18 protein-coding genes and 2 tRNA genes are annotated in these 18,847 nt (G+C 40.2%); 6 read left to right on the forward strand and 14 right to left on the reverse strand.

The annotated features are described in order from the left end of the window. Window positions 1-20 precede the first annotated feature (20 nt). The 3 genes from ACGE0T_RS01835 (at window position 21) to ACGE0T_RS01845 (ending at window position 1,702) form a co-directional block, all read left to right on the forward strand. The gene (locus tag ACGE0T_RS01835; protein WP_459188857.1) at window positions 21-1,055 is read left to right on the forward strand and encodes a DUF6340 family protein; all 1,035 of its coding nucleotides are present in this window, start codon (window positions 21-23) and stop codon (window positions 1,053-1,055) included. 73 nt (window positions 1,056-1,128) lie between these two features. Continuing rightward, the gene (locus tag ACGE0T_RS01840) at window positions 1,129-1,590 is read left to right on the forward strand and encodes a hypothetical protein (RefSeq protein WP_459188858.1); all 462 of its coding nucleotides are present in this window, start codon (window positions 1,129-1,131) and stop codon (window positions 1,588-1,590) included. Window positions 1,591-1,629: 39 nt separating this feature from the next. Then, window positions 1,630-1,702: transfer RNA gene (locus ACGE0T_RS01845), tRNA-Thr, on the forward strand. 55 nt (window positions 1,703-1,757) lie between these two features. Here the strand turns inward: ACGE0T_RS01845 and aroC are convergent. The 4 genes from aroC to ACGE0T_RS01865 form a co-directional block, all read right to left on the reverse strand. Beyond that, window positions 1,758-2,837, reverse strand: coding sequence for a chorismate synthase (aroC, locus tag ACGE0T_RS01850; RefSeq protein ID WP_459188859.1), 1,080 nt, complete (start codon window positions 2,835-2,837; stop codon window positions 1,758-1,760). 126 nt (window positions 2,838-2,963) lie between these two features. After that, window positions 2,964-3,542, reverse strand: coding sequence for an FKBP-type peptidyl-prolyl cis-trans isomerase (locus ACGE0T_RS01855; RefSeq protein ID WP_459188860.1), 579 nt, complete (start codon window positions 3,540-3,542; stop codon window positions 2,964-2,966). A 92-nt stretch (window positions 3,543-3,634) separates the two neighbouring features. Beyond that, window positions 3,635-4,810 (reverse strand): MalY/PatB family protein, encoded by a 1,176-nt coding sequence (locus ACGE0T_RS01860; protein WP_459188861.1) that lies wholly within the window; start codon window positions 4,808-4,810, stop codon window positions 3,635-3,637. A gap of 194 nt (window positions 4,811-5,004) precedes the next feature. Next, a tRNA-Glu gene (locus tag ACGE0T_RS01865) sits at window positions 5,005-5,077 on the reverse strand. Window positions 5,078-5,348: 271 nt separating this feature from the next. Between ACGE0T_RS01865 and mutA the strand changes: the two genes are divergently transcribed. From mutA to ACGE0T_RS01880, 3 genes are all read left to right on the forward strand, one after another. Next, window positions 5,349-7,253, forward strand: coding sequence for a methylmalonyl-CoA mutase small subunit (mutA, locus tag ACGE0T_RS01870; protein WP_459188862.1), 1,905 nt, complete (start codon window positions 5,349-5,351; stop codon window positions 7,251-7,253). Between the two features lie 12 nt (window positions 7,254-7,265). Then, on the forward strand, window positions 7,266-9,413 hold the full coding sequence (gene scpA / locus ACGE0T_RS01875; protein ID WP_459188863.1) for a methylmalonyl-CoA mutase: 2,148 nt from the start codon (window positions 7,266-7,268) through the stop codon (window positions 9,411-9,413). A gap of 106 nt (window positions 9,414-9,519) precedes the next feature. Continuing rightward, window positions 9,520-10,923, forward strand: a complete 1,404-nt coding sequence (locus tag ACGE0T_RS01880) for a S41 family peptidase (protein ID WP_459188864.1) — start codon at window positions 9,520-9,522, stop codon at window positions 10,921-10,923. Between the two features lie 10 nt (window positions 10,924-10,933). Here ACGE0T_RS01880 and ACGE0T_RS01885 read toward each other — a convergent pair whose 3' ends face one another. From ACGE0T_RS01885 to ACGE0T_RS01930, 10 genes are all read right to left on the reverse strand, one after another. Beyond that, the gene (locus ACGE0T_RS01885) at window positions 10,934-12,052 is read right to left on the reverse strand and encodes a Card1-like endonuclease domain-containing protein (RefSeq protein ID WP_459188865.1); all 1,119 of its coding nucleotides are present in this window, start codon (window positions 12,050-12,052) and stop codon (window positions 10,934-10,936) included. 272 nt (window positions 12,053-12,324) lie between these two features. Then, a complete protein-coding gene (locus ACGE0T_RS01890) occupies window positions 12,325-13,554 on the reverse strand; it encodes a S41 family peptidase (protein WP_459188866.1) in 1,230 nt (409 codons plus the stop codon). A gap of 36 nt (window positions 13,555-13,590) precedes the next feature. Continuing rightward, on the reverse strand, window positions 13,591-14,001 hold the full coding sequence (locus ACGE0T_RS01895) for an outer membrane beta-barrel protein (protein ID WP_459188867.1): 411 nt from the start codon (window positions 13,999-14,001) through the stop codon (window positions 13,591-13,593). Further along, window positions 13,953-14,312: a hypothetical protein gene (locus tag ACGE0T_RS01900; protein WP_459188868.1), complete on the reverse strand. Its 360-nt coding sequence runs from the start codon at window positions 14,310-14,312 to the stop codon at window positions 13,953-13,955. The genes ACGE0T_RS01895 and ACGE0T_RS01900 overlap by 49 nt, the downstream gene beginning before the upstream one ends. Window positions 14,313-14,328: 16 nt before the next feature. After that, a complete protein-coding gene (locus tag ACGE0T_RS01905; RefSeq protein WP_459188869.1) occupies window positions 14,329-14,748 on the reverse strand; it encodes a hypothetical protein in 420 nt (139 codons plus the stop codon). Between the two features lie 22 nt (window positions 14,749-14,770). After that, on the reverse strand, window positions 14,771-15,979 hold the full coding sequence (locus ACGE0T_RS01910) for a S41 family peptidase (RefSeq protein WP_459188870.1): 1,209 nt from the start codon (window positions 15,977-15,979) through the stop codon (window positions 14,771-14,773). Between the two features lie 37 nt (window positions 15,980-16,016). Next, a complete protein-coding gene (locus ACGE0T_RS01915) occupies window positions 16,017-16,709 on the reverse strand; it encodes a porin family protein (RefSeq protein ID WP_459188871.1) in 693 nt (230 codons plus the stop codon). Window positions 16,710-16,869: 160 nt separating this feature from the next. Then, window positions 16,870-17,229 carry a hypothetical protein gene (locus ACGE0T_RS01920; RefSeq protein ID WP_459188872.1) on the reverse strand — a complete coding sequence of 120 codons (360 nt, stop codon included), beginning with the start codon at window positions 17,227-17,229 and terminating at the stop codon, window positions 16,870-16,872. A 10-nt stretch (window positions 17,230-17,239) separates the two neighbouring features. Then, on the reverse strand, window positions 17,240-17,785 hold the full coding sequence (locus tag ACGE0T_RS01925; protein ID WP_459188873.1) for a hypothetical protein: 546 nt from the start codon (window positions 17,783-17,785) through the stop codon (window positions 17,240-17,242). A gap of 77 nt (window positions 17,786-17,862) precedes the next feature. Next, the gene (locus tag ACGE0T_RS01930) at window positions 17,863-18,837 is read right to left on the reverse strand and encodes a hypothetical protein (protein ID WP_459188874.1); all 975 of its coding nucleotides are present in this window, start codon (window positions 18,835-18,837) and stop codon (window positions 17,863-17,865) included. Between the last annotated feature and the right edge of the window lie 10 nt (window positions 18,838-18,847).

Raw genomic sequence — 18,847 nt, forward strand, 5'->3', positions numbered from 1 at the left:
TCATTTATATAATATAGTGTATGATGAGAATATCGTTTTATTTGTTGATAGCCTGCTTGTTTGCCGCATGCAGTCCTGTTAATTATATTGGTATCCAGACGTATAATCCTGCGAATATTACTTTTCCGAAGAATGTTCGTAAATTGCTGGTAGTGGATAATGCACTTCCGCAGCCTTCGGATGTGGGTTACCAATACAGTCTGTTTGGAAAGGCGCAGGACACTTGCCGTGCAAGTGCAGATAGTGCTTCCTTTTTTGCCTGTCGTTCATTGGGTAAATCGATTGTTTCGGTTCCTTATTTCAGGGATGTTCTTCTTTATGACCGGGGAACTCGTCAGGATAGTCAATATCTGGTAGATAAAAAAATGTCTTCCGATGATGTTAAGGCTTTGTGTGAGGAAACCGGGGCGGACGCAGTTATTTCTTTTGACAGGCTTTTGTTTAAAATGGAAAAGACTGTGGTTGCTTTTGCAGACGGATATATCGCAGGAATGGTAGAAGTGAAAATGAATGGAGTTGTTCGCAGTTATATACCGGAAAGGGATCACCCTTTGGCAACAGTTTATATGAATGACAGCATTTATTGGATGGAGAATGCCGGTGATCTGAATGAACTGGCGCGTTATCTGCCTTCGCCATCGGATGCTCTACGTTCTGCTGCGGAATATTTGGGAACAAAGGCATCCCCGAATTTTATACCTCATTGGATTGATGAAACCCGTTGGTACTATAAGGGAATAGGAACTCGGTGGAAAGAGGCCTCTGCATATGCTGCCGCTGAAAAATGGGACGAGGCTTATCAGCATTGGATAACTATTTATGAGAAATCCTCCGGTTGGAAAGAAAAAGCAAAAGCAGCATCCAATCTTGCATTATATTATGAAATGGATACGAAATTGAAAGAAGCGTTCGACTGGGCTTCGAAATCTTATGCCCTTTATGAAAAGAATGCAGGAGCAGAGAATCAATATACGAAAATGCAGAAATTGTATATGGATGCATTAAGTGAGCGTTTGACTTCGGATACAAAACTAAATATGCAAATTGACAGGTAATAATCCTATTTTATCTGAATTATTATTACTTTTGACAGATAATTCGATTAAGACGAATAAAGATTAAAAACATATGAGTGCGAATAGTGCAAAGACCCAGTCTGTAATAGAGTCAACTTTCTCGGTAGCAATCAGTAAACTTACTTCTAATGAGTCCGGTAATTTTTATAGCGACTTGTATGTACAAGCCGATCCGGAAAGTGGGGAGTTGCAGATTTATGATGAGAATGAGAACTTGTTAGAAAAGAAAATCATTTTTGACTGGGTGGGATGTCCCTGTGAGAATGATATATTCTATAGTCAGGTGGCAACATCCTTGAAGAATGTCCTTACTCTTTTATCTGCAAAAAAAGTTTTTGAACATCCGAATTTTATGAAACCATTTTCTGTAAGCCTTACAGATGATGACTTCATGGTAATGGAGGAGTTATTATTTCTGGATGATGAGACTTTGCGCGCGGATGACCCTCTGTTGAAAGATTTAGATGCAGATTTGGATGAATTTTTAACGAAACTTCTTTCAGATGTCGAATAGACTTACTACATTTGTGCCCGCATTCGATAATTAAATGTTGCCGAAATAGCTCAGTTGGTAGAGCAACGCATTCGTAATGCGTAGGTCGCCGGTTCAAGTCCGGCTTTCGGCTCTGGATAAAAAAACTGCTACTTTTAGAAGTAGCAGTTTTTTTATGTCTATTGCAATTATAGATTTCCTTCCCTTGTTTTCTGTATCAATAAATAGTCCAGTAAAGTCATGGCTGCCATTGCCTCGACAATGGGAACAGCTCGGGGAAGTACACACGGATCATGGCGTCCACGGGCTTTTAGAATAGTGTCTTCACCTTCCATGTTAACAGTTTCTTGTTCCATTAATATGGTAGCAACCGATTTGAATGCAACCCGGAAGTATATATCCTGTCCATTGGAAATACCCCCTTGAATGCCTCCCGAATGGTTGGTGTGGGTATTAATATCCCCATTATCGTTAAAAAAACGGTCATTGCGTTCTGAACCCCGGTAAAGAGCAGCTTCAAATCCGTCTCCATATTCAAAACCTTTTACGGCATTGATTGTGAGCATGGCATGTCCCAAAGCAGCATGAAGTTTTCCGAATACAGGTTCTCCGAGACCAACTGGAACTCCTTTGGCTACGCAAGTAATAACTCCGCCTATGGTATCTCCTTTGGATCTGACTTCCGCTATCAGTTCTTCCATTTCAGAGGCTTTGGCAGTATCCGGACAGCGGACGATATTTTCTTCTGCATTTTCCAAATTATAATCTGTATACTTCCCTTCCAACTTTAGAGGACCGACCTGTGATGTGTAGGCCTGTATCCGGATGCCTTTTTGTATAAGTGCCAATTTAGCTATAGCACCGGCTACGCATCTGGCTATTGTTTCGCGGGCAGATGAGCGTCCTCCTCCACGTGGGTCGCGGATGCCATATTTCATCTGGTAAGTATAATCGGCATGAGACGGGCGATAAACGTTTTTCATATTGTCATAGTCCGATGAATGCTGGTTTTTATTCCAGATAATGAAACCGATAGGTGTTCCTGTTGTCTTCCCTTCGAAAACACCGGAAAGGAATTGAACTTCGTCGTCTTCTTTTCGTGGTGTTGTAATTTTGGACTGCCCAGGTTTACGACGGTCTAACTCATGTTGAATGAATGCCATATCCAGTTCGATACCAGCAGGGCAACCATCTATTACACCTCCTATTCCAGGGCCATGCGATTCCCCGAAAGAGGTTAGTCTGTATATATTACCGAATGTGTTCATTTTTATAATTGAAAAAGGAGAATTGAAAATTCGAAATTAAAAGAGAACCAAACTGATAATACAAAAAATGGAAAAGTATCCTATCACAGATAATTTTCCATTTTTAATTATCAATTTTTCAATGAATTAATGGCATCCGCCACATCCGCAATTACTGTCGTGATTGTGGTCGCTGCATCCGCTTCCGCAGTCATCGCATCCACATCCGCAACCTCCTGCCGGAGCAGAAAGAGCTGCAATCTCTTCAGCTGTAGGTTCATGAACATCAATAACTTCACCACTGAAATGCAATGTTTCGCCAGCCAAAGGGTGATTGAAGTCCATTACAACAACATCTTCGTTTACTTCCAGTACGGAGCCGTTCATACGATTTCCGTTAGAGTCCATCATGGGAACAGTGTTGCCAACTTTAATCATTTCGCTATCGAATTTACCTTCAACTTCGAAGATGTTTTTCGGAAGATCCAGGACATGTTCCTCCACATACTCGCCGTATGCTTCAGCCGGAGCTATAGAGAAATTAAATTTGTCGCCAACTTCAAGACCTTTTAATGCATCTTCGAAAGCGGGAAGCATAGCACCTGTTCCGTAAATGAATTTCAAAGGTAGTTCAGCAGTTGCTTTTTCCATTAATTCACGTTCTTCGCCTTCGCCTACGTTCAGGTCGTAAGTAACTGCAACGAACTTATTTGCTGTAATTTTCATTATGTAATTGTTTATGTAATAAATAAAACGAGGACAAATTTAAGCATTATTTCCCAGTTCCCTGCTTAATAGATGAAAAATAAAGCAAAGACTTACAATGCTTTTGCTGCTTTCTTTAATGATTCCAGTGCGGAAGCTAAAATAGCACGCGGACATCCGATATTCATTCGCATATATCCTTCACCTCCGGGGCCGAACATACTTCCATCGTTTAGCAATAAACCTGCTTTATCCTGAAAAAGGCTGACCAAATCAGGTTGGTTGAGCCCTAATTCGCGACAATCCAACCAGATAAGGAAGGAGGCCTGTGGGGGATATACTTTGATTTTCGGTAGATGCATTTGTAAGTATTCATTAACAAAGCGTACATTTTCCATAATGTACATTCTCATTTGCTGTAACCATTCCGCACCGTAAGTATAAGCCGCTTCAGTTGCCGTATAAGCGAAGATTGTACCGTCTCCAAATTCTCCGGCCTCAAGGAATGAGTAGAATTTTTCCCGTATATCATTATCCGGAATGATTGAATAGGAGCTTACGATACCGGCTATATTAAAAGTCTTGCTCGGCGCCATGAATGTGATACTACAGGATGCCGCTTCCGCAGAAACCGTGGCAAAAGGATGGTGTGTATACTGGGGAAAACACATTTCCGCATGAATCTCATCGGAGATAACCAGGATATTGTGCCGGAAACAGATTTCGGCCAATTTTACTAATGTATCTTTTTTCCAAACGATTCCACCCGGGTTGTGGGGGTTGGAAAGAATTAAAATTTTGCATTTGTCATCGATAACAGACTCTAAATTTTCAAAGTCCATTTCATATGTCCCATTTACCAACTGGAGGGGATTATATACAATCTCCCGGTGCATACTTTCGGGAACAATGCGGAACGGATGGTATACGGGGGGCTGGATAATTATTTTATCGCCTGGCTGTGTGAAACATTGTAACACAAAACCGATACCTTTGACAATTCCAGGAATGTAACTCAGCCATTCTTTCTGGATTTTCCAGTTGTGTTTGTAATGTACCCATTCAATGATGCTGGTATAATAATTTTCCGAACCATATGTATATCCGAATATTTCATGTTCACACCGTTTCTTTATTGCATTAACAATAAAATCCGGAGTCCGGAAATCCATGTCGGCAACCCATAGCGGTACGAGGTTTTCGTTTCCGAATCGCTCTTTTATAGCATCGTATTTGATACAATTGGTACTGCGCCGTTCTACGATTTCGTCAAAATTGTATTGCTTCATTTATATTCAATTTTCAGTCTGTTGATTGTCGCCAAAGATACAAATTAGTTGACAGTTGGCAATTGACAGTTGAGAGTTATTTCGGCTTTCGATAGATTTATGAACAGGTGAGAGGTGTTGTTATTCAATAGTTGATTGTCGGTTAGCTGAGATTGGGTATAAAAAAAGCCCGTAGATTTATCTACGAACTTTTGTAGTGCGTCCGGGGATCGAACCCGAGTTTCCGCCGTGAGAGGGCGGCGTCCTAGGCCACTAGACGAATGCACCGGCTTAGTTGTCAATCGCTCCGTTTGACGATGCAAATTTAGTAAAAAAATATTTCGTGGTATCTATTCAAAGGAAAAAATGTAATCTTTTTCCGGATGGCTATCATTTTGGTATCATTTTCTATCCGGCACCACTAAAAGGCGTTAAAAATGGTATCAAATTCGTTTCTTTTTCATTGTTCTTACTGTTTATTTATTCTACCTTTGCCTCCTGTTATTGAACAATATACTATTGAACAATTACTAATACCAGTATTAAAATAACTAATATTATGGCAGAATTAAAAGAAAAACTTTTCTCAGAATTCGCACCTGTATCTACTGAAGAGTGGATGGCGAAGATTACGGCAGACCTGAAAGGTGTTCCGTTTGAGAAAAAGCTTGTTTGGAAGACAGGCGAAGGATTTAATGTAAATCCTTTCTATCGTGCAGAAGACATCGAAGGTTTGAAAACGACAGAATCTCTTCCCGGTGAATTTCCTTATGTTCGCGGTACTAAAAAAGACAATGATTGGAAGGTACGTCAAAACATTGAAGTAACATGCTTTAAAGGAGCTAACGAAAAAGCGCTCGACATCCTGAACAAGGGTGTATCTTCGTTAGGCTTCATTATTAAAGGGGATGAAGTAAATGCCGAAAACATTGCAACCTTATTAGAAGGTATTTGCCCGGAATGTGTAGAATTGAACTTTAATACTTGTAATTGCAAGGCTGAAAAGTTAATCGGTATTCTGGCTGAATATTTTAAGAGTAAAGGTGCAGATCTGAGTAAATGCTTCGGTTCTGTAAATTACGATCCGTTTAAAAAGCCATTAGTTAAAGGTAAAGAGAACGAAAACTGGGTGGAAGCTGCCGCTGCTGTGCTCAAAGCCGGTAAAGCACTGCCTCGTTACAAAGTCTTGGCTGTAAATGCCTTTTACCTGAATAATGCTGGTGCGTATATCGCTCAGGAATTAGGTTATGCATTATCTTGGGGTAATGAATTGATGGCAAAATTGGTAGAAGCCGGTTTTGAAGCAGATGAAGTTGCCAAAAAGATCAAGTTTAATATGGGTATCAGCTCCAACTACTTCATGGAAATTGCGAAGTTCCGTGCCGCACGTTGGTTATGGGCTGAAATCGTAGCTGCTTATAATCCTATTTGCCACTGTCCGACAGAATGTCCGAACAAGGCAGATAACGGTTTGTGCCGTTGCGCTTGCAAGATGAACGTACATGCACAGACTTCAGAATGGAACATGACTATTTACGATGCTCACGTAAACTTACTCCGTTCACAGACAGAAGCAATGTCTGCTGCTATTGCAGGTGTTGACTCAATCACTGTTCGTCCGTTCGATAAAACCTATCAGACTCCGGATGATTTCTCAGAACGTATTGCCCGCAACCAGCAATTGCTGTTGAAGGAAGAGTGCCACTTTGATAAAGTAGTTGATCCTTCTGCCGGTTCTTATTATGTGGAAGTTTTGACAAATTCATTGGCAGATGTCGCTTGGAAGTTATTCCTGGAAACGGAAGAAAAGGGCGGTTTTGGTGCTGCTGCTTTGGCTGGCGATATCCAGAAAGCCGTAAATGCTTCCAATGATGCTCGTAAGAAAGCGGTTGCTACCCGTCGTGAAATCTTATTGGGTTCTAACCAGTTCCCGAACTTTACAGAAGTGGCTGCCGAAAAGATTAAAGAAACTGCCTCTTGCTGTTGTGGTGGAGGACATTGCGGTGAAGCAACGATTACAGCTCTTGATTTCTCTCGTGGCGCTTCTCAGTTTGAAGTTCTTCGTTTAGCTACAGAAAAGAGTGGTAAGACTCCGAAAGTATTTATGTTGACTATCGGTAATTTGGCTATGCGTCTGGCCCGTTCACAGTTCTCTGCAAACTTCTTCGGATGTGCAGGATACAAAATTATCGACAATTTAGGCTTCGAAACAGTAGAAGCCGGTGTAGATGCAGCTGTTAAGGCAGGTGCCGAAATTGTAGTTCTCTGTTCAAGCGACGACGAATATGCTGATTATGCTCCTGCTGCTTATAAAGCACTTGCCGGACGTGCAGAATTTGTTGTGGCTGGTGCTCCTGCTTGCATGGAAGACCTGAAAGCTCAGGGTATCGACCAGTTTATTAATGTGAAGAGCAATGTGCTTGAAACATTGCAGGCTTTCAACGCTAAATTAGGAATCGCTTAAGTAGAAACAATTATGAGACCGAATTTTAAAAATATAGATATAAAGAATGCCGGTTTTGCAGCAACAAACGCTGCCGAATGGGCGAAAGCCAATGGCATTGAAGCCAATTGGAAAACACCTGAGCATATCGAGGTAAAACCCGTATATACAAAAGAAGACCTGGAAGGAATGGAACATCTGAACTATGCTTCAGGTTTGCCTCCTTATCTGCGTGGCCCGTATAGTGGTATGTACGCTATGCGTCCTTGGACAATCCGCCAGTATGCAGGTTTCTCTACAGCTGAAGAATCTAATGCATTCTATCGTCGTAACCTGGCATCCGGACAAAAGGGTTTGTCTGTAGCATTTGACCTTGCTACACACCGTGGATACGATGCCGACAACGAACGTGTAGTTGGTGATGTTGGTAAAGCCGGTGTATCTATCTGTTCTTTGGAAAATATGAAAGTTCTGTTCGATGGTATTCCTTTGAATAAGATGTCTGTTTCCATGACAATGAACGGTGCCGTTCTTCCTGTTCTTGCTTTCTATATCAATGCAGGTTTGGAACAAGGTGCTAAGTTGGAAGAAATGGCCGGTACAATCCAGAATGATATCCTGAAAGAATTTATGGTGCGTAATACTTATATCTACCCGCCTGAATTCTCAATGAAGATTATTGCTGATATCTTCGAATATACTTCACAGAAGATGCCGAAGTTCAACTCTATTTCCATTTCCGGTTATCATATGCAGGAAGCCGGTGCTACTGCCGACATCGAAATGGCTTATACGTTGTGCGACGGTCTGGAATATCTTCGTGCAGGTGTGAATGCAGGTATTGATGTGGATGCTTTCGCTCCGCGTTTGTCTTTCTTCTGGGCTATCGGTGTAAACCACTTCATGGAAATAGCCAAGATGCGTGCTGCACGTATGTTGTGGGCGAAGATTGTGAAGAGCTTCAATGCTAAAAATCCGAAATCATTGGCTCTGCGTACTCACTGCCAGACTTCAGGTTGGTCATTGACAGAACAGGATCCGTTCAACAACGTAGGCCGTACTTGTATCGAAGCTATGGCTGCCGCTTTGGGACATACACAGTCTCTGCATACGAACGCATTGGACGAAGCGATTGCATTACCTACAGACTTCTCTGCACGTATTGCCCGTAATACCCAGATTTATATCCAGGAAGAAACAAAGATTTGTAAGGAAATCGACCCATGGGCAGGTTCTTACTATGTAGAAACTTTGACAAACGAACTGGTTCATAAAGGTTGGGCTTTGATTCAGGAAATCGAAAGCATGGGTGGTATGGCAAAAGCTATCGAAACAGGTCTGCCAAAGATGCGTATCGAGGAAGCTGCTGCACGTACTCAGGCTCGTATTGACTCTAAGCAACAGACAATTGTTGGTGTCAACAAATATCGTCTGCCGAAAGAAGATCCGATCGATATCCTTGAAATCGATAACACGGCCGTTCGTAACGAACAGATCGAAATGTTGAAAGAGCTGCGTGCCAACCGTGACGAAGAAGCGGTTAAGAAAGCATTGGCTGAAATTACAGAATGTGTTCGCACGAAGAAAGGCAACTTGCTGGAACTTGCTGTTAAAGCAGCCGGTTTGCGTGCTTCTCTGGGTGAAATCTCTGACGCTTGCGAAGAGGTAGTAGGTCGTTATAAAGCAATTATCAGAACTATATCAGGCGTGTATTCATCAGAAACGAAGAAAGATGCAGACTTCGAAAAAGCTTGTGAGCTGACAGCTGAGTTTGCTAAGAAAGAAGGTCGCCAGCCGCGTATCATGATCGCTAAAATGGGTCAGGACGGACACGACCGTGGTGCTAAGGTTGTTGCAACAGGTTATGCCGACTGTGGTTTCGACGTGGATATGGGACCGTTGTTCCAGACTCCGGCTGAAGCTGCCCGTCAAGCTGTTGAAAATGACGTTCATGTAATGGGTGTTTCTTCTTTGGCTGCCGGCCACAAGACTTTGGTTCCGCAAGTTATTGAGGAATTGAAGAAGTTAGGCCGTCCCGATATCATCGTAATTGCCGGTGGTGTAATTCCTGCACAGGATTATGACTTCCTGTACAAAGCAGGTGTTGCCGCGATTTTCGGTCCGGGTACTTCCGTTGCAAAAGCAGCTTGTCAGATATTGGAAATCCTGTTAGGTGAATAATGACAAAGTAAGACTTTAAAAATAATAGAAGTCTTTTATCATAAAACCGTGCAGTTTCCATCCGGAGACTGTACGGTTATTTTTTATAATCCAAATGAATAGAAATATGAAGCTGAGGCGTGATTGTATAGGGAAGGTATCAGTTGTTTTTACGGCTGTATTAACGTGTGTCCTGCTGGTAACTTCTTGCCAGAAAAATGATGAAGGGAATAATGGCCCGAAAGATGATGTAAATACATGGATATATAAAACCATGCAGGAACATTATCTTTGGTATGGCGAGATGCCGTCTCAGAAAAGGCTTGATTATAATCTTTCTCCGGAAGATTTTTTTAATTCTTTGTTGGTTGATGAGGATGGGGCAATTCTAAATAATACAAAAATAAAGTTCTCTACAATCGAAAAGAAAGATGAAACGACAAAGGCTATATCGGATGCCTTAGATTCATACGGATTTGAATATGCTTCCCTTCGCTTATCCAGTGGTTTGTATTATGCGTGGGTTCTGTATGTCCTTCCTGATTCGCCGGCGGCAGAAGCCGGATTGAAACGAGGGGATTGGATTGTAGGTGTCAATAATACATCTCCTATTATGGATCTTTCGACCTTGAACAGTGGTGCTGCTACTCGTTTCCGAATGGCACAATTCAAAAATAATAAGTTTGTAGAAAATGGGACGATAAATATATCAGCTTCGCGTGCTGTAGAAGATACCCCGTTTCTGAAAGATTCGGTTTATCATATAGATGGTAAAACAATAGGATATCTATTATATAACCATTTTGCTTCCGGTCCGGATAATAAGGATTATAGCTATGATGAAAGGATGAAACAAATCTTTGCCTCCTTTAAATCCGGAAACGTAAACGAGTTTGTTCTTGATTTGCGTTATAACGGAGGAGGATTGGTTACCAGTTCGCAACTCCTGACTTCCCTTTTGGCACCGGCCAATGCTTTAGGTAAAACATTCTGCATTATGGAATATAACGATAAGCATACAGATGATACACAAACATTACCTTTGAAAAATAACAATGAACTGTCGAATGCAAATTTGAATTTAAAACGAATTTATGTTTTGGTTGGAGATTTGACGGCTTCGGCTTCGGAAGCCGTAATCAATTGCCTGATACCTTATATGGGGAGGGAAAATATCACTTTAATCGGACAGAAGACCATAGGCAAAAGAGTCGGGTCTGTACCTTATGGCGATAATGAAGATTACGGCTGGATACTTCATCCGATAACCTTCAATATTTTTAATGCCGACCATAATGCGGATTATGGGAACGGCTTTAACCCGGATGTAGACCTTAATGAGATGGATTATCAACATAATGTGTTATATCCTCTTGGAGACAGAAATGAGCTGCTATTAGGTGCTGCTATCGATTTGATTACCGGACGTACCTCAAAGAGCCCGTCCGTTCAAACCGGTGGAACTACCGAGTTTTCTTATCCTTCCCTGGAAAGAAAAGCAAAAGGATTAATCTATACTCCTGAAAAATAAGATAAAACGATTATAATTGTAACTCATCTGCCAGCTTGTCCAACCAGGCTGGCATTTTTTTTAAGAAGTCGCTACGTTCTCCGGCGTAATTTGGAGCAAACAAATGGATTTGCAAATCCTTGCACTTATCCCGTAAGCTCTTTTCTATCGGGTAATAGCTGACAAGCACAGCTTGTGAAATATCTCCGCCATAAGTCTCCCTGACTGCATCGATTTTGTAAATGTCATTTTGGGTAACGTTTCCGGATTTACATTCCAGAAAGATAAGTTTCTGCTGGTTGTTCAGTAAAACATCGATTTCGTTCTTCGTTTGCGGGTTCCTTTCGTTGGTCTGGAAGATAACACTCTGCCATACTTCCGGAGACTGGGGCCTTTGTTCGCTCCAGTTGCGTACTTCATTGGCAACCAGTGTCTCCCACCATCTTCCTTCAAAATACAGCATGGTGGCATAACTTTGGTTCAAGCGCAATAAAACATATTCCCCCAATGAAATCAACAGGGAACCGTTTCGCTGTTTGAAACGCAGGTTATTGGCGAACAGTTTGGAATTAGGTAAACGTGTCAATTGCCGTTTACAGAAAATGTTGAAAAATTTCTGGATACGGGCATGTTCCTGCGGATATTGTTCGATAAACTGCTTGATTTGCAGGGATGCTTTTACTTCGCCGATACTCAGTTCTTTGGCATCATGGTAATGAGTCAGTTTATTCCCGCTTAACCCGAGAATTTCCTCATTATTAAGAGTACTGTGCAGCGGATGGAATTTGAACGTATTCAGGTGAACGATTTCACCATGTTGTGTCAGGTAAAAAGCCTCCGAATTTGTTTCTTTGGCAACAATAAAAGCAGCAAAAGCCATTACTTTAGTCCCTTCGGATAGGTTGTAGGCAAATTCTCCCTGGTGCTCGCTATGAATCTGGCGACAAACATCGATCACATTATTCCCGTCGTAAGGCTCTGCTTTATACCGGCTGCAACGAATGGATTCCGGCAGCAAAGGATACATAGGTGTTTCAATATCTTTCGTCTCTTCCGTGTATAAAAGATGGATATGGTCGGGACCGAACTCTTTAATACCATGATAAACCGAAGTGATATCTTTGCCGAGAAGAATGATTTGATGTTTCATGATTTCCTGTTTTGAATGGTTAGTAAAGGTAAGCCTTCTCCCGGAAATACGAAAATTTAAAGCTTGATTTATTATAGGGGTACTTTCGTATCTGAGCGAAGCAGTTTTGTAGCAGGCAATTCATGCTGCTGCGCGCGTATTATCCGATGGAACTGAGTAATCACATAAGCAAGAGGGAGCTGTTAGAGAATAGCTCCCTCTTTAGTGTACTGAATTTATAAAATAAAAATAGGGTTAGTTTCTTATTAATGTGTCTATGTGTTGTACTTTTATTATTTACCGGTATTGATATATTGGATGGCTCGTTCCAGTTGTGTATCATTCCCGTTAAGAAATTCATCCTCATTATATAGCGCTTCAATATCCGGAGTAAGGCCGATACCTTCATAAATATTGCCGTCCAAGTTTTTGGTTAGTGATGTGGAAGTATATACTTCAAAAGCACTGTTTTCAAAAGTCCCTGCATAACTGTCATTAAAGTTGCCATTCAGCGGACCGTGGCCTCCCCAAGTACGTTCTCCGATAAGACATCCGTTAGGGAAAGCGCAGATTGCCATGGGGGTTATTTCGCCCATGCTTACAGAATTAACATCAGCAAGTGCAACAATAGGGATATTTTCAATATTTCTTTCAATTTGTAATTGAGGTAAGACCTCATCATAAGAATGACCACTGCTGGCAGGATAGAGAGTCATAGGAGACCAGGGTGTATAATCCAGCCTTCCCATACCGTTTTTAGTACGGGTATATCCAAAAGTGATTGCTTTGGAAGTTAGTGGGGATAAAATGTAGAACATATCTGCCAGGTTTCCACCTCCATTATTTCTGGTATCAATAATAATCCCTTTTAAGTCCGGAATGGTTTTAATTAGGTGGAAGAAGTTAGAGATGGTTTCCTGTATTTGGAGATTGTTTATATTGTTCGAAAGATAAAAAATGTTTAGACGAAAATATACAATACTATTGTCTATACAGTAGGAATAGATATGTATATAGTTATCTCCTATGCGAACATGTGCCTCTTTTAGTTCATTTCTTTTTATACGTCCTTTTTCCCCATTTGTATTGATCGTATTTATCAGAGCATCTTCAGAGAAAGAGTCGTGGTAATACTCTCTTTTTTTTACTTCTTGATACCCGGGCCTAATTTGCTCCCAAATTTGCCCATTTTCATCCTTTATGGATAAAGAGTAGTGATGGTCAATAAGATTTTTAGTCATTTCTGTAAATAATTCTATAACAGTCGTCGAGTCCTGACTGTTATAGAATTTCAGATCCTGAAAACGTGGCTTATATTCCCTGTAGACCGCATCCCAGTCTGTAGAGTCCACATCCCAGAAGGCATAGCTGTAATTCATGCCATTCCAGAAAGACTCGAAAACATCATCCCAACAAGTGAGTCTTATGCCATCCTGTGGATTAAATACGGCAGGGTTCTCTTCCCTGCAAGCGAACAATAGGGTACTTACTAATAGTACCAGTAATATTTTATAATGTTTCATTTGTATTTATGATTAATGTTGAATATCCGGTTCAGTTTATTTCTTTTTGTTCCAGTCTCCCAAAGTGAACATGCAACCAACCTGTAAGGTGAATGTATCATGGTAACGGTGTATCTGGTTCAACATATAATTTTTCTGCAAATCAGTCAGTCCGCGGTAATAGCGTCCTTCTATTAAAAGTTGGATTTCCGGGATTAATTGATATTGCAGACCCAGACCTGTCATCAATCCTCCGTCGAAGCGATTGTCTCTGCGTGAATCAAAAGATACTTTTTCATCGAAATGGTAAGGTGCTTGATTTTGCAAATCTATAATCTGATAAAAGTATTGGATTTGGTTTCCCTTTGCGTTACTCGAAGCCCAATAGCCGGCGTAGGCGCCTGCATTAATAAAACCTCTTAGCTTTTTGTCTCCGAATGAGAAATGTGCATAAACCGGCAGTTGCATAAATCCGTTTTTTGTATCACTTTGTACGTTTTTATACATACCACTACGATGGGAGGCATAGTTTTTTGCGTATATGACAAATCGGCTTGTAAAGCAAACCAGTCAACGAACTCATATTGTACGGGAATGCCAACGGTAAAACCTCCAAGGGCATCATAATTCCGGTCGTAGGCATATCCGGAAGTTGTAGACAGGCTATTGTGCGTGTAACCGGCTTGCACGCCTACTTTCCATTGTGCCGAAGCAGTGGAAATATGGAAGGCAAATAATAATAAAGTCATCCATTGTAGATAAATCATTTTTTTCTTCATCTGTTTTTGTGTTATTTTATTTGATCCTTTTTAGCATTACATCCAGTAGTTGTATCCTTTTTCTTGAGGATTGCTCAGTACTTGGTATCTCTTTATAAAACTTTAGCGTGAGTCTATCACCGGAATGATCAATATCGGCTATCAAGGGAGGATTGCCGATAAACTCTAATTTGAGTGTGGGAGAACTTCCTGGAAATCTGGTTACGTGCCATGTTCCATTCATTCCCTGGAGATTAAAAGAATTATCGGCGTTTAATATGAGTTTGTCGCCTTTATTAAACACTAGAATGATGTCTGGATTAGGATATCTGGCTACTTCTTCTACAGTCCATGTGCCAATCAGTTCCATTGTCAATTCTTTATCCTCTTTTTCACAGGACAACAATGTAAACAGTAACGAACAGATCGAGATGAATTTAATAGATGTTGTATTCATATTCTTGTTGATTATAGTTTATTTATTTTCCCGTGTTGATGTATTGGATGGCTCGCTCCAGTTGTGTATCATTCCCTTTAAGAAATTCATCCTTATTGTATAGCGCTTTAATATCCGGAGTGAGACCGATACCTTCATAAATATTGCCGTCCAGATTTTTGGTTAATGAAGTGGATGTATATACCTGAAATGCTGCATTTTCAAAAGTCCCTGCATAACTGTCATTAAAAATACCATTCAGTGGACCGTGTCCTCCCCAAGTTTGTTCTCCGATAAGGCATCCGTTAGGGAAAGCGCAGATCGCCATGGGCGTTATTTCCCCCATGCTTATGGAATTAACATCAGCAAGTGCAACGATAGGAATATTTTCAATATTTCTTTTGATTTGGAGTTGGACCATGCTTTCGTCATCCTTGGCGCTGCTGGCTGGGTAGAGAATCATAGGCGACCAAGGTGTATAATCCAATCTGCCCATACCGTTTTTAGTACGAGTGTATCCAAAAGTGATTGGCTTGGAAGTCAGTGGGGATAAAATGTAGTATATATCTGCCAGATATCCACCTCCGTTTGCTCTGGTATCAATAACAATCCCTTTTAAGTTTGGAGCAGTTTCGATTAGATTGTAGAAGTTTAGAAGGGTTTCCGATACATCAGGATTATCCAGATTGGATAGGATACGAAATGCACTTAGACCTAAATATACAATATTGTTGTCTATGCTATAGGAATAGATAGTTATATCTTCACTATATCCGTATTTAAAGTCTTTTATACGTCCCTTTTTCTTGTTCATTTTGATAGTCTCCACCAGATCCTCTTCATAAAAAGGCTCGTGGTAATACTCTCTTTTTTTAACTTCTTGATATCCGGGATTAATTTGTTCCCAAAATTGCCCATTTTCATTCTTTATGGATAAACAGTAGTGATGGTCGATGAGATTTTTAGTCATTTCTGTAAATAATTCTTTTACAGTTGTCGAGTCTTGGCTGTTATAGAATTTCAGGTCTTGAAAACGGGGTTTGTATTCTCTGTAGACCGCATCCCAGTCTGTAGGGTCTACATCCCAAAAGGCATAGCTGTAATTCATTCCATTCCAGAAAGATTCGAAAACATCATCCCAGCAAGTGAGTCTTATGTCATCCTGTGGGTTAGATATGGCAGGTTTTTCTTCCCTGCAAGCAAATAATAGAGTACTTACTGATAGTGCCAGCAATATTTTATAATGTTTCATTTGTTTTTATGTATAAATGTTGAATATCCGGTTCAGTTTACTTTTTATTGTTCCAGTCTCCCAAAGTGAACATGCAACCTACCTGTAAGGTGAAAGTATCATTGTAACGGTGTATCTGGTTCAACATATAATTTTTTTGTAAATCAGTTAATCCGTGGTAATAGCGTCCTTCTATCAAAAGCCGGATTCCCGGGGTTAATTGATATTGCAGACCCAGTCCCATCATCAATCCACCGTCGAAGCGATTGTCCCGGCGTGAATCAAAAGGTACTTTTTCATCGAAATGATAAGGAGCCAGATCCTGCCAATCTATAATATCATAAAAGTACTGGAATTGGTTTCCCTTCGTTCTACTCGAAGTCCAATAGCCGGCATAGGCACCTGCATTTATAAAACCTCTCAGCTTTTCGCCTCCAAATGAGAAATGAGCATAAACGGGCAGTTGTATAAATCCGTTTTTTGTATCACTTTGTATATTCTTGTACATTCCACTCCGGAACGAGGTATAATTTTTTTGTGTAAACGACAAATCTGCTTGCAAAGCAAACCAGTTAACAAACTCATACTGTACAGGTATGCCAACGGTAAAACCTCCAAGGGCATCGTAATTCCTGTCGTAGGCATATCCGGATGCCGTAGACAGGCTGTTGTGTGTATAACCGGCTTGTACGCCAACTTTCCATTGTGCCGAAGCAGTGGAAATATGGAAGGCAAATAATATAAAAGCCATCCATTTTAAGTAAGTCATTCGATTTTTCATATTAAAAAATATAAGTGAGTGTATTTGTTACGAAGTTTTTCAAATTGGTTATGTCTTATGGTTGTGTTCTTTTGGGAAGAAAAGGACTGTCAAAATTAGTTTTGACAGTCCTTTAGAATTGAAATGTTTGCTATTTTACTTTTTTACAGATTATTGTTTGATTGTCAATTGTAAGTGTAAGTATATTATCCTTTAAGGCATAGTGTCCGATAGGTCCTTTTTTAAAGATAATACGCTTTCCGTCCATAGTATATGTATCAGTTTCTGAACTTATGAGTTTATACTTATCCGATTCAGGGATATATATTTCAATTTTGAATGAACCATTTGAATCAAAAGTTACTACAACTTTCCCAGAAGCATCAATGGCCTCCCAGGAACCGACAAGTTCCGGATCAATCCTTGTTTTTTCATCTTCATCATCTTTTGAGCAGGAAGAGAATAGCATCATTGGTAGCATTACCAACATAATCATTAAAATCTTTTTCATTGTTATATTTTTAATAAAAGCAAGTGAATTTCAATGTGAAGGCTGAGTTATTCAGCGAAACATTATTTTTCCCAATTGCTTGGTAGTCATAACCGATAGAAAGTCCTAATGCTTCCCCATTATCTTTCAGGTTATAAGCATAACCAATATTAGGAGAAAAGTATAAACCTGTGAATGATGTATTAAGGTAATCAGACTCTGTAAATCCATAACCGATTTTAGCAAGTACAAACGGAGTAAACCCTTTTGTTGATTTCAACCGATACCAGCCTGAAGCAAGTATCTGATGGGTGTAAACTGAATTTGCCTGAAACAAAGGATCATAAGCATGGATTCCATAACCAATACCAATATTCGCTTTGGGATTAAACCTGTAGCCAATAATTTGGGCTTGTACTCCAAGATAGCTTGCACTTTCATCTCCTAAGGCAAATCCCCATCCCAATTGTCCTTCACTAAAAAAAGTGATTCCTTTTTCTTTTTGTGCATTTACATGCATGCATCCAACCAATGTAACTAATGTACATAAGCAAAATATAAATAGTTTTCTTTTCATTTTAAGTAGAATAAAGTTTGTATCGAATAAGTAATATAGCTATTGATTTTCAATATATATCCCCTCCTATTAATACTTTATTGGAAGGGAGTATATGTAAACAATACACTACTTTGTTTCGTTTCAGGTACGTTGTTAAATACAAACAATAAATTGCTGTTTCTCAGCTTGAAAGTGAAATTTACAACAGCTCCTTTGTTTTGCATGAAGATTTCATCCATTTCTTTGAGTGGTTCGAGATCAGAAGTTTTCAACCATTCATCGAAAAGTGTTTGACAGCGGTCTTCGTTCTCAGTAAACCAGAAGCGTTTTTCAGAATCTTCAGTTCCCCCGGCCTTCAACACATTCTTGTAGATTTGCCCCATTAGGCGTGCAGGAACGGCAGTGGATTGTGTATATTTTTCTATTTCAGACACTTCTGATAGTTTGCCGTCCTGGTATTCATAAACTACTCCCGATTGGGAGGAACTCACGAAAATTGTTCCAGCAAAGGATGTTTTAATATCCTTACCTCCATATGTCAGAAGTGTGTCGGTCTCTTCTTCCGGAGTCTTTCCCAGTAGGTTGAGTTTCGTCTCATCTTTGGTTTCACCCCAAAAGGAGTTTCGTATATCGCAGGGAATCACTTTTACTGTATTGGACACTGTGTCTTGGCGGGTATTTTTTCCGTCGGCATCAGGATAAGTAAACTTATAGTCTACTATTGCGCTAACTATGTAGGTCCCTGCTGCGTTGAAGCAATAAGTGGTTTTCAACAAATTATCTGTTTGCTGGATTTTTACCGGTGTAGTAACATTTTCGTTCGGCTCCACGGCAAAATTCGGTTTCCATAACTCCACTCCTTCAGGTTTTGGGGGTATCTTGAAGGAGATTCCTACCGGCTGTCCTACTCCGATATTATTTCGGTCGAAGGTTATTTCTCCTGTTAGTTGGGGAACATTGACTACTGGTTGGTCTTCATTATCATTGTTACAAGCGGTGAAGGTGGTTGCAATACTTCCTACCGCAAATAGGAAAAGGAAGTTTTTGTGGAAAAATTCTTTTACTTTCATGATTACTTAA

The sequence above is a fragment of the Parabacteroides sp. APC149_11_2_Y6 genome, assembly GCF_054506995.1.

Excerpts from the sequence above, each read along its gene's own strand:
- ACGE0T_RS01835 (WP_459188857.1), top strand. The coding sequence starts at position 21 with ATGATGAGAATATCGTTTTATTTGTTGATAGCCTGCTTGTTTGCCGCA.
- ACGE0T_RS01840 (WP_459188858.1), top strand. The coding sequence starts at position 1,129 with ATGAGTGCGAATAGTGCAAAGACCCAGTCTGTAATAGAGTCAACTTTC.
- aroC (WP_459188859.1), bottom strand. The coding sequence starts at position 2,837 with ATGAACACATTCGGTAATATATACAGACTAACCTCTTTCGGGGAATCG.
- ACGE0T_RS01855 (WP_459188860.1), bottom strand. The coding sequence starts at position 3,542 with ATGAAAATTACAGCAAATAAGTTCGTTGCAGTTACTTACGACCTGAAC.
- ACGE0T_RS01860 (WP_459188861.1), bottom strand. The coding sequence starts at position 4,810 with ATGAAGCAATACAATTTTGACGAAATCGTAGAACGGCGCAGTACCAAT.
- mutA (WP_459188862.1), top strand. The coding sequence starts at position 5,349 with ATGGCAGAATTAAAAGAAAAACTTTTCTCAGAATTCGCACCTGTATCT.
- scpA (WP_459188863.1), top strand. The coding sequence starts at position 7,266 with ATGAGACCGAATTTTAAAAATATAGATATAAAGAATGCCGGTTTTGCA.
- ACGE0T_RS01880 (WP_459188864.1), top strand. The coding sequence starts at position 9,520 with ATGAAGCTGAGGCGTGATTGTATAGGGAAGGTATCAGTTGTTTTTACG.
- ACGE0T_RS01885 (WP_459188865.1), bottom strand. The coding sequence starts at position 12,052 with ATGAAACATCAAATCATTCTTCTCGGCAAAGATATCACTTCGGTTTAT.
- ACGE0T_RS01890 (WP_459188866.1), bottom strand. The coding sequence starts at position 13,554 with ATGAAACATTATAAAATATTACTGGTACTATTAGTAAGTACCCTATTG.
- ACGE0T_RS01895 (WP_459188867.1), bottom strand. The coding sequence starts at position 14,001 with ATGCAACTGCCGGTTTATGCACATTTCTCATTCGGAGACAAAAAGCTA.
- ACGE0T_RS01900 (WP_459188868.1), bottom strand. The coding sequence starts at position 14,312 with ATGAAGAAAAAAATGATTTATCTACAATGGATGACTTTATTATTATTT.
- ACGE0T_RS01905 (WP_459188869.1), bottom strand. The coding sequence starts at position 14,748 with ATGAATACAACATCTATTAAATTCATCTCGATCTGTTCGTTACTGTTT.
- ACGE0T_RS01910 (WP_459188870.1), bottom strand. The coding sequence starts at position 15,979 with ATGAAACATTATAAAATATTGCTGGCACTATCAGTAAGTACTCTATTA.
- ACGE0T_RS01915 (WP_459188871.1), bottom strand. The coding sequence starts at position 16,709 with ATGGCTTTTATATTATTTGCCTTCCATATTTCCACTGCTTCGGCACAA.
- ACGE0T_RS01920 (WP_459188872.1), bottom strand. The coding sequence starts at position 17,229 with ATGAAAAAGATTTTAATGATTATGTTGGTAATGCTACCAATGATGCTA.
- ACGE0T_RS01925 (WP_459188873.1), bottom strand. The coding sequence starts at position 17,785 with ATGAAAAGAAAACTATTTATATTTTGCTTATGTACATTAGTTACATTG.
- ACGE0T_RS01930 (WP_459188874.1), bottom strand. The coding sequence starts at position 18,837 with ATGAAAGTAAAAGAATTTTTCCACAAAAACTTCCTTTTCCTATTTGCG.